This is a genomic window from Shewanella sp. UCD-KL21 (assembly GCF_001957135.1).
Lineage (GTDB): Bacteria > Pseudomonadota > Gammaproteobacteria > Enterobacterales > Shewanellaceae > Shewanella.
In genome coordinates this window covers 1-10,161 of record NZ_MPHK01000038.1, presented here as the reverse complement: position 1 = coordinate 10,161, position 10,161 = coordinate 1, and the positions used below count along the sequence as shown (strand labels likewise).

General features: G+C 46.0%; 1 protein-coding gene. It reads right to left on the bottom strand.

Annotation, left to right across the window (positions count from 1 at the left end; genetic code table 11):
- The coding region (locus BM739_RS19525; RefSeq protein WP_139326934.1) for a tandem-95 repeat protein at window positions 1-10,161 on the bottom strand (10,161 nt) is incomplete at both ends.

Here is a 10,161-nt window from a genome sequence, read left to right as displayed (position 1 = left end):
AGACATCAAAGCTTAAATCTAAGTCGCCATTGAAGTCCGCATCTGGGGTAACCGTAAAGCTGCCATCTGGGTTAGCTACAACCGTGGCATTATCGCCTACTGATAGGTTTTCAGCGCTTAGGTTATCACCGTCCACATCAGACGCATTAGCCAGTAATTGCTCTTGGCTTAGGGTAATTGAGCCATCTTCGTCAACCGAGTACGCCAGATTACCATCAACTATAGGGGTATCGTTTACCGCCAGTGTGGTAATGCCAGCAGTGGTTTCAGCAGTGGCGCCATCATCATCGATAACCACCACATCTAAGCTGATGTCACCGTTGAAGTTCTCGTTCGGTGAGAAGGTTACAGAGCCATCGTCATTGGTAATTAATATACCGTCGGTGCCTGAGTAACTCACGCTATCAAGTGAAACCGTGCCATCCACATCGCTAGAGTTTGCAAGTAACTGCTCAGCGCTAATGGTGATTTGGCCGTCTTCGTTAACTGTGTAACTTGTGCTACCTGCAACCGGTGCATCGTTGACATCGGCAACCGCGATATCAATGTTGGCTGGGGTCACAACCGTGCCATCGCTGACACCAAATTCAAGCGCTACATCGCCATTGAAGTTTTCATTTGGCGCAAAGCTATGGGTGCCGTCACCGTTATCGGTGAGTACCCCGTCAGTGCCTGTGTAAGTCACATCAGCAATGCTCAGTGTGTCACCATCGATATCGCTGGCGCCTGCAAGCAGTTGCTCATGGGTAATGATGATAACGCCGTCTTCATTCATCTCGAATGCGACGTCAGGCGCCACTGCAGCATCGTTAACAGGGTTAACCGTGAGGTCTACGCCTGTTGCCACGGTAGTGGTGCCATCTGATACATCAAAGCTTAAATCTAAATCGCCATTGAAGTCCGCATCTGGGGTAATCGTAAAGCTGCCATCTGGGTTAGCAACCACGGTAGCATTATCGCCTACTGATAGGTTTTCAGCGCTTAGGTTGTCGCCGTCGATGTCAGATGCATTGGCCAGCAATTGCTCTTGGCTTAGGGTAATTGAGCCATCTTCGTCAACCGAGTAAGCGACATTACCATCAACTACTGGCGTATCGTTTACCGCCAGTGTGGTAATGCCAGCAGTGGTTTCAGCAGTGGCGCCATCATCATCGATAACCACCACATCAAGGCTAATTTCGCCGTTGAAGTTCTCGTTCGGTGAGAAGGTCACTGAGCCATCTTCATTGGTAATTAATACACCGTCAGTGCCAGAATATGACACTGAGTCTAGGCTGACTGTGCCGTCCACATCGTTTGAGTTTGCCAGTAACTGCTCAGCGCTGATGGTGATTTGGCCGTCTTCGTTGACTGTGTAACTTGTGCTGCCTGCCACCGGCGCATCGTTAACATCAGCAACGGCGATATCAATGTTAGCAGGCGTCACAACGGTGCCATCGCTGACACCAAATTCAAGCGCTACATCGCCGTTGAAGTTTTCATTTGGCGCAAAGCTATGGGTGCCGTCACCGTTATCGGTGAGTACCCCGTCAGTGCCGGTGTAAGTGACCGTATCAATTGATAGGTCATCGCCATCGATATCGCTGGCGCCAGCCAGTAGCTGCTCATCGGTAATGATGATAACGCCGTCTTCATTCATCTCGAATGCGACGTCAGGTGCTACTGCAGCATCGTTAACAGGGTTAACCGTGAGGTCTACGCCTGCTGTTGCCACGGTAGTAGTGCCATCTGAGACATCAAAGCTTAAGTCTAAATCGCCATTAAAGTCCGCATCTGGGGTAATGGTGAAGCTGCCATCTGGGTTAGCTACGACTGTGGCATTATCGCCGACGCTGAGGTTTTCAGCGCTTAGGTTGTCACCATCGATGTCACTGGCATTAGCCAGTAATTGCTCTTGGCTTAAGGTAATAGAGCCGTCTTCATCCACTGAGTAAGCGACATTACCATCAACCACTGGCACGTCATTAACCGCCAGTGTGGTGATGCCAGCAGTGGTTTCAGCAGTAGCGCCATCATCATCGATAACCACTACATCAAGGCTAATGTCGCCATTGAAGTTCTCGTTTGGTGAGAAGGTCACTGAGCCATCGTCATTGGTAATTAATACACCGTCGGTGCCTGAGTAACTCACACTATCAAGTGAAACCGTGCCGTCCACATCGCTAGAGTTTGCAAGCAATTGCTCAGAGCTAATGGTGATTTGGCCATCTTCGTTAACTGTGTATGAGGTTGAGCCTGCAACCGGCGCATCGTTGACATCGGCAACGGCGATATCAATGTTAGCTGGGGTCACAACAGTGCCATCGCTAACACCAAATTCAAGCGCTACATCGCCATTGAAGTTCTCATTTGGCGCAAAGCTATGGGTGCCGTCACCGTTATCGGTGAGTACCCCGTCGGTGCCTGTGTAAGTCACTGAATCAATTGATAGGTCATCGCCATCGATATCGCTGGCGCCAGCCAGTAGCTGCTCATCGGTAATGATGATAACGCCGTCTTCATTCATCTCGAATGCGACGTCAGGTGCTACTGCGGCATCGTTGATTGGGTTAACGGTTAAGTCAACACCTGTTGCCACGGTAGTAGTGCCATCTGAGACATCAAAGCTTAAGTCTAAATCGCCATTAAAGTCCGCATCTGGGGTGATAGTAAAGCTGCCATCTGGGTTAGCCACCACGGTAGCGTTATCGCCGACACTGAGGTTTTCAGCGCTTAGGTTGTCACCGTCCACATCACTCGCATTAGCCAGTAATTGCTCTTGGCTTAGGGTAATTGAACCATCTTCGTCAACTGAGTAAGCTAAGTCGCCTGACACTGGGACATCATTAATCGGCAACACATCCACTGTCATTTGTGTAGTGACCGTTGCGCCCTCTTCGTCCTGAATAACAATATCCAGTGTCACTTCGCCATGGAAGTTTTCATTAGGGGCAAAGCTACAAGTCCCATCACCATTAACACTGAAAATACCATCAGGGCCTGTATAGCTAATCTCAACTAATGAGACACCACCTTCAATATCTGAGGCATTCGCTAAGATTTGGCTTTCATTAAATGTCAGTACACTGTCTTCATCGATGGTGTAAGAAACAGGGCCAGCAATCGGTAAGTCATTAACTGCGATAACTTCAATGCCTGCATTACCAACAGTGATTGCACCAGCTTCATCCACAACAGACACATCTAAGTTAATATCGCCGTTGAAGTTTTCATTAGGTGAGAAGGTAACCGTGCCATCTTGATTGGTCACTAACACACCATCAGTGCCTGAGTAGCTGACACTATCTAGCGCCACTTCACCTTCGATATCAATAGCATTGGCAAGTAACTGCTCTGGGCTTAACGTGATACTGCCATCTTCGTTCATTTGGTATGAAGTAGAACCCGCTACAGGTGCATCGTTCACTTCTGCTATTGCGATATCAATGTTAGCTGGGGTCACGACTGTGCCATCGTTAACGCCAAATTCTAATTGAACATCGCCATTGAAGTTTTCGTTAGGCGCGAAGCTATGGGTGCCGTCACCGTTGTCGGTCAGCACACCATCGGTGCCAGTGTAAGTGACCGTATCAATTGATAGGTCATCACCATCAATATCGGTAGCGCCAGCAAGCAGTTGCTCATCGGTAATGATGATGACGCCGTCTTCATTCATCTCAAATGCAACATCAGGTGCTACTGCGGCATCGTTAACTGGGTTAACGGTTAAATCAACGTCTGTTGCCACTGTGGTAGTGCCATCTGAGACATCAAAGCTTAAGTCTAAATCGCCATTAAAGTCGGCATCTGGAGTAATGGTGAAGCTGCCATCTGGATTAGCCACCACGGTAGCATTATCGCCTACTGATAGGTTTTCAGCGCTTAGGTTGTCGCCGTCGATGTCAGATGCATTGGCCAGCAATTGCTCTTGGCTTAGGGTAATTGAGCCATCTTCGTCAACCGAGTAAGCGACATTACCATCAACTACTGGCGTATCGTTTACCGCCAGTGTGGTAATGCCAGCAGTGGTTTCAGCAGTAGCGCCATCATCGTCGATAACTACCACATCTAAGCTGATATCACCGTTGAAGTTCTCGTTTGGCGAGAAGGTCACTGAGCCATCTTCATTAGTGATTAATACACCGTCGGTGCCTGAGTAACTGACACTATCAAGTGAGACAGTGCCATCCACATCACTGCTGTTTGCAAGTAACTGCTCAGCGCTGATGGTAATTTGGCCGTCTTCGTTAACTGTGTATGAGGTTGAACCTGCCACCGGTGCATCGTTGATATCTGTTACTGTAATATCGATATTCGCGCCAACGGTTTCTTTTCCATCAGTGACCGAGAAGCTAAGTTCAACTTGACCATTAAAGTTCTCATTTGGCGCAAAACTGTATGTTCCATCGCCATTATCAGTGAATACACCTTCGGCACCACTGTATTCAACACCGCTAACGGATAAGTCGTCTCCATCGATGTCTGTTGCGCCTGTAAGCAATTGCTCATCAGTGAAGATTAAGGTTCCATCTTCTTCGACAGTGTAAGCCTGATCTTCCACCCCTACTGTTGTGTCATTTATAGGGTTAATAGTCAGATCAATATTGGCTTGAACTGTGGTTCCACCGTCAGAAACCTCAAAGCTTATATCCATTTCTCCATGGAAGTTTGCATCAGGAGTCAGGGTAAATGAGCCATCGTCGTTTTCTGTGATAGTAACGTTGTTACCGCCGGTTAGATTTCCAGCAGTTAAGTCATCGCCGTCCACATCACTGGCATTGGCTAACAATTGTTCTTGAGACAAGGTAATACTGCCGTCTTCATCAACACTGTAAGCCAGATCACCCGATACGGGTGCATCATTCACAGCAATGACTTCAATGCCTGCTGTGGTTTGCGCCACTGCGCCATCATCATCGATGACTGAAATATCGAGGCTAATATCACCATTGAAGTTCTCGTTTGGCGAGAAGGTCACTGAGCCATCCTGGTTTTGAACCAGAATACCGTCGGTGCCTGAGTAGCTCACGCTATCTAAACTAACGCTACCATCAACATCACTAGAGTTTGCCAGTAATTGCTCAGGGCTAATGGTAATTTGACCATCTTCATTCACAGTATATGAGGTTGAACCCGCGACTGGCGCATCGTTAATATCAGCCACAGCAATATCAATATTGGCTGAGGTCACATCAGTGCCATCACTTACGCCATATTCAAGTTGCACATCACCATTGAAGTTTTCATTTGGTGCGAAGCTATGGGTGCCATCACCGTTGTCGGTGAGCACACCATCGGTGCCAGTGTAGCTCACATCGGCGATAGTTAAATTATCACCTTCAATGTCGGTGGCACCAACAAGCAGTTGCTCATCGGTAATGATGATCACGCCGTCTTCGTTCATGCTAAAGCTTTGATCTTGCGCTATAGCAGCATCATTAACAGGGTTAACACTTAGATTTAATTCAGTGGAGACGATTTGATCGCCATCACTGACATCAAAGCTAAACGATACTTCACCGTTGAAGTCCGCATCTGGGGTAACGGTGTAAGTTCCATCACCATTATCGACCAATGTGACATTGTCATCATCAGAGCTGACATTAACGGCAACTAAATCATCACCATCAAGATCGGTCGCATTCGCTAATAAATCAGCTTGAGTAATAGTGATTGAGCCATCTTCATCAACCTGCGCGGTAACAGCATCAGATTCAGGTGCATGGTCAACTTCAAAGTTTATCGTTTGAACAGTACTTGATTGATCGTCATTTGACAGTTCAGTAGCTGTTGCGATGATCTCTAACGATGCTGAACCGGTGTAATCTTCAGGGAAGGTCACAGCAAGGTTTTGATCCAACACTGTGGTTGGGATAACAACACTGCCATCTTCACCGACAACAATTTCACCTTGGAAAATTTGGCTATTTGTTTCACCAACATCAATGGTAAAGGTGAAGTCATCAAAATCTTGATCTCCGCCGCCAAAGAGATCTTCAACACCGTAAACAATCTCGCCATCTTCATTCAGTGCGGTTCTCGTATGCTCTATGCCATCTTCGTTAAGGTTGCTATTGCTGCCACCATGGAAAATCGCATCACCAAACTGACTTAAAATCGGCGTTTCGACGCCATCTTCACTGATATGGATTAATTGCGGATCGACTGAGTCGATAGTCGCAGGGTTACCATCGGCATCGCGGAACTCAAATGTACCGTCCTGCATATTCTCAAAGTCATTACGATTGAAACCATTTGGGATCACAAATAGATTGAAGCTCTCACCCGCCTCGACATCAAAGGTGAAGGATGATTCACCTGGAATTAAGTCACCACCAGAGCCCACTTCAGAAGCATTTTCAAAACCAATTTGTACCCCTGTAATATTACCTTCTTCATCAACGGTATAGTAACCCGCCGTATTTTGATATCCGGCAGTTTCGCCCTGGAACGTCACGGTAATATCGGTATTGTCGTAACTGGTAATACCGCTGCTTTGTTCGTCCAACAGCGCTTCGCCGTCATAGGTCAGTACCGAACCTTCTGGTAAACCATTTACTTCAACAGTAAGGGTTTCAGAAAGGTCTTGATCCACTAGACTTGCATCAATATTAAGTTGTGTGGTTGAACCGGGCTCGACAACAATCGCTTCATCAGTGACGACATCGCCATCACCGGTTGTTACTGTTAAATCAGGAGCATCAGCAACGGCTTCGATGGCAACACCAATGCTTTGTGCGACCTCATCAGTGCCATCTGACACACTAAAATCGACCTCAATATTGCCACTGAAATGTTCATTCGGAGTGAAGCTATAAGTACCGTCGCCATTATTCGTCAATGTACCTTCATCTGCACTGTAAGATACATCAGTAATACTAAGCTCATCACCTTCAATATCAGTTGCTTGTGCCAGCAATTGCTCTTCTGTGAAGATTAATGTTCCATCTTCTTGAATTGCAAAATTAAGCGGCTGCACTTCAGGCGCGTCATTAATTGGATTAACTGTCAGAGTCAGCTCTGTAGGTGTGTCAGTTTCACCATCTGAGACATCATAACTAAAGACAATATCGCCATTAAAGTCAGCAGAAGGTGTAACACTAAAGGTACCGTCGCCATTATCGACAACGGTCGCATTTGGATCGTTAGTTTGTAAACTATCAGCTCTTAAGACGTCACCATCTTGATCTGATGCATTTTCAAGTAGCATTTCTTGGGTAACTAAAATTGTGCCATCTTCGTCTACAGAAGCAACAATAGGCCCAGCTTCAGGTACATCATTTACAAACTCAACATTAAGACTAATATCGGCCGAAACCACATCAGTGCCGTCACTGACATCAAAGCTCAAGCTAGCAGTACCGCTGTATTCCGCTTGTGGGGTTAGCGTATAAGTCCCATCGCCATTATCAATAACTTCAACGTTTGGATCTTGCGATGTGACATTAACAACAGATAACTCATCGCCTTCTATATCCGTTGCTTGAGCCAGTAACTGCTCGGTAGTAACCGTTATAGCTTCATCTTCCATGGTATTGAATGAAAGATCAGGAACATCTGGAGCATCATTAACTGGCGTAACCGTGAGATCTAATTCAGTGGCAACCGTTTCAATACCATCAGTCACATCGTAGCTGAATTGGATGTCACCATTGAAGTCTTCACTTGGGGTGATCGTAAAGCTGCCATTGTCATTTTGTACGACAGTCGCATTTTCATCATTGGTAACAAGATTGGTTGCGGCCAGAGAATCACCATCGACATCACTGGCATTGGCGAGTAATTCCTCTTGAGAGAGGGTGATACTGCCGTCTTCATCCACAGTTACCGCAACTGGGCCAGAAACTTCAGGGCCTTCGTTGTATTCTTCAACGGTAATATTTAATGAACTAGGTGCTGATGCTTGGCCATCACTGACCTCGAATGACAAAGACACATTGCCGGTAAATCCTTCAGCTGGTGTGAAGCTAAAGGTATTGTCACCGTTGTCGACCAAAGTACCGTCAAGCTGATTAGTTAGTACTAAATCTTCAATATGAAGAATATCCCCATCAACATCACTTGCACCTGACAATAAGCTAGATGCATTAATGGTCATGGTGCCATCATTGAGCATTTGTAAATCTAATGGCGCCCCAGCAACAGGGACATCATTAACCGGGATAACAGTTAAATCAATATTATTGGTTGTGACATCTTGACCATCACTAATGCCATAACTTAAGTCAACATCACCATTAAAGTTTTCATTAGGGATAAAGGTGTAACTACCATCGTCATTGGTAATTAACTCACCGGCATTACCAGTGTAACTCACATCTTGAATAGATAAATCATCACCTTCAATGTCAGATGCATTGGCAAGTAAATCAGCATCAGTGAAGCTAATAGAGTTGTCTTCTTCAGTGCTCAGGACTATTGGTCCAGATGCAATTGGTGCATCATTGACCTCAGCAAAGTTGATATGGATAGTATTATCATCAACTAACTCACCATCAGTCACTTGATAAGTTAGGTCAATATCACCCGAGAAATTCTCATCTGGGGTAAGGGTCCAAGTGCCATCACCATTGTCGGTTAGTGTGGCATTCTCATCGTTTAACTCAAGATTAATGATATCGAGGTTTTCACTATCAATATCAGAAGCTTGTGCAAGTAACTGCTCCTCGGTGATCACAATAGAGGCAAAACCATCTACACCTTCTGAACTTGTCACAACAGGCAGCTCTGCTGATAAATCAATATCTTGATCGCCAGCATGAAGGTTTAGCTCAATTGTTTCAGTTACTTCAGTGCCATCAACAGCAATAGATGTAAAGACCACATCATCAGGTAAGGTCTGCGATACAGACATATTCTGCACCACATAAGTGCCGTTACCTTCAATTGTGCCTAACTCAAATCGTGCTACGGGTTCATCCGTGGTAAGTGTGTATGTATGTTCGAAGCTACTATTATCATCTTTATGATAAGTTTCTGAATCAATGAGGTTGCCATCGGCATCAAAAGCCCTAATTTCTACTTCAGTGAAGTTTTTAGAGCCTTCGACAAACCAACCACCTAAGCCATCTAGTTCGAAGCTAATTTCGTTGATGTCTTGACCTTCAACATTAATAATTAGCTGCTCATCACCACTTAACCCTTGCCTATCGGTATCGCCTATACCATGGCCAATATGGGTATTACCATTCCAAGCGCCTAACGGCCCATCTGTACTCTGGGTGGTAACCACTAAGTCGCCATCAGTAAATTCACGAGTATGCGAATCTATTTCTGTGCCCCAGTCATCAACCGTTGCATTATCATCAAAGGTACCGATTTGACTGGTATGAGTAGAATCAGTAACTGCGGTTTCATCAGCAACAAAGCGTACTTCAGTATCAGGCGCGAATTCTTGTCCTACCTCTAACGTCACCCATTCATCATTGATATTGGCTTGGATAATACCAAACTCAGGTTGTGCATCGAGACGAATAGCTGGCTCTTCACGAAGACTAACGCCAACGGTTTGATCTTCTTCTGCTTGAATATAAATATCAGCACCCGCAATCGGTGCATCGTTGACTGGGTTAACGGTTAAATCAACACCGGTGGCAACCGTGGTGGTGCCATCTGAGACATCAAAGCTTAAGCCTAAGTCGCCATTAAAGTCTGCATCAGGCGTAATGGTGAAACTGCCATCAGCATTCTCCACAACTGTTGCATTACCAGCAACGCTAAGCCCTTCAGCGGTTAAATCATCACCGTCTACATCAGATGCATTAGCCAATAATTGCTCTTGGCTGAGAGTAATAGTGCCATCTTCGTCAACATTGTAAGCCAAATTACCATCGACCACTGGCACATCATTGACCGCCAGCGTGGTGATGCCAGCGGTGGTTTCAGCAGTGGCGCCGTCATCGTCGATAACCACTACATCAAGACTGATGTCACCGTTGAAGTTCTCATTCGGGAAGAAAGTAACCGAGCCATCAAGATTATTCGTTAATATGCCGTCGGTGCCTGAGTAAGACACTGAGTCTAGACTGACAGTGCCATCCACATCACTGCTGTTTGCCAGTAACTGCTCAGCGCTAATGGTGATTTGGCCATCTTCGTTGACTGTGTAACTTGTGCTGCCTGCAACCGGCGCATCGTTGACATCGGCAACTGCGATATCAATGTTTGCTGGGGTCACAACGG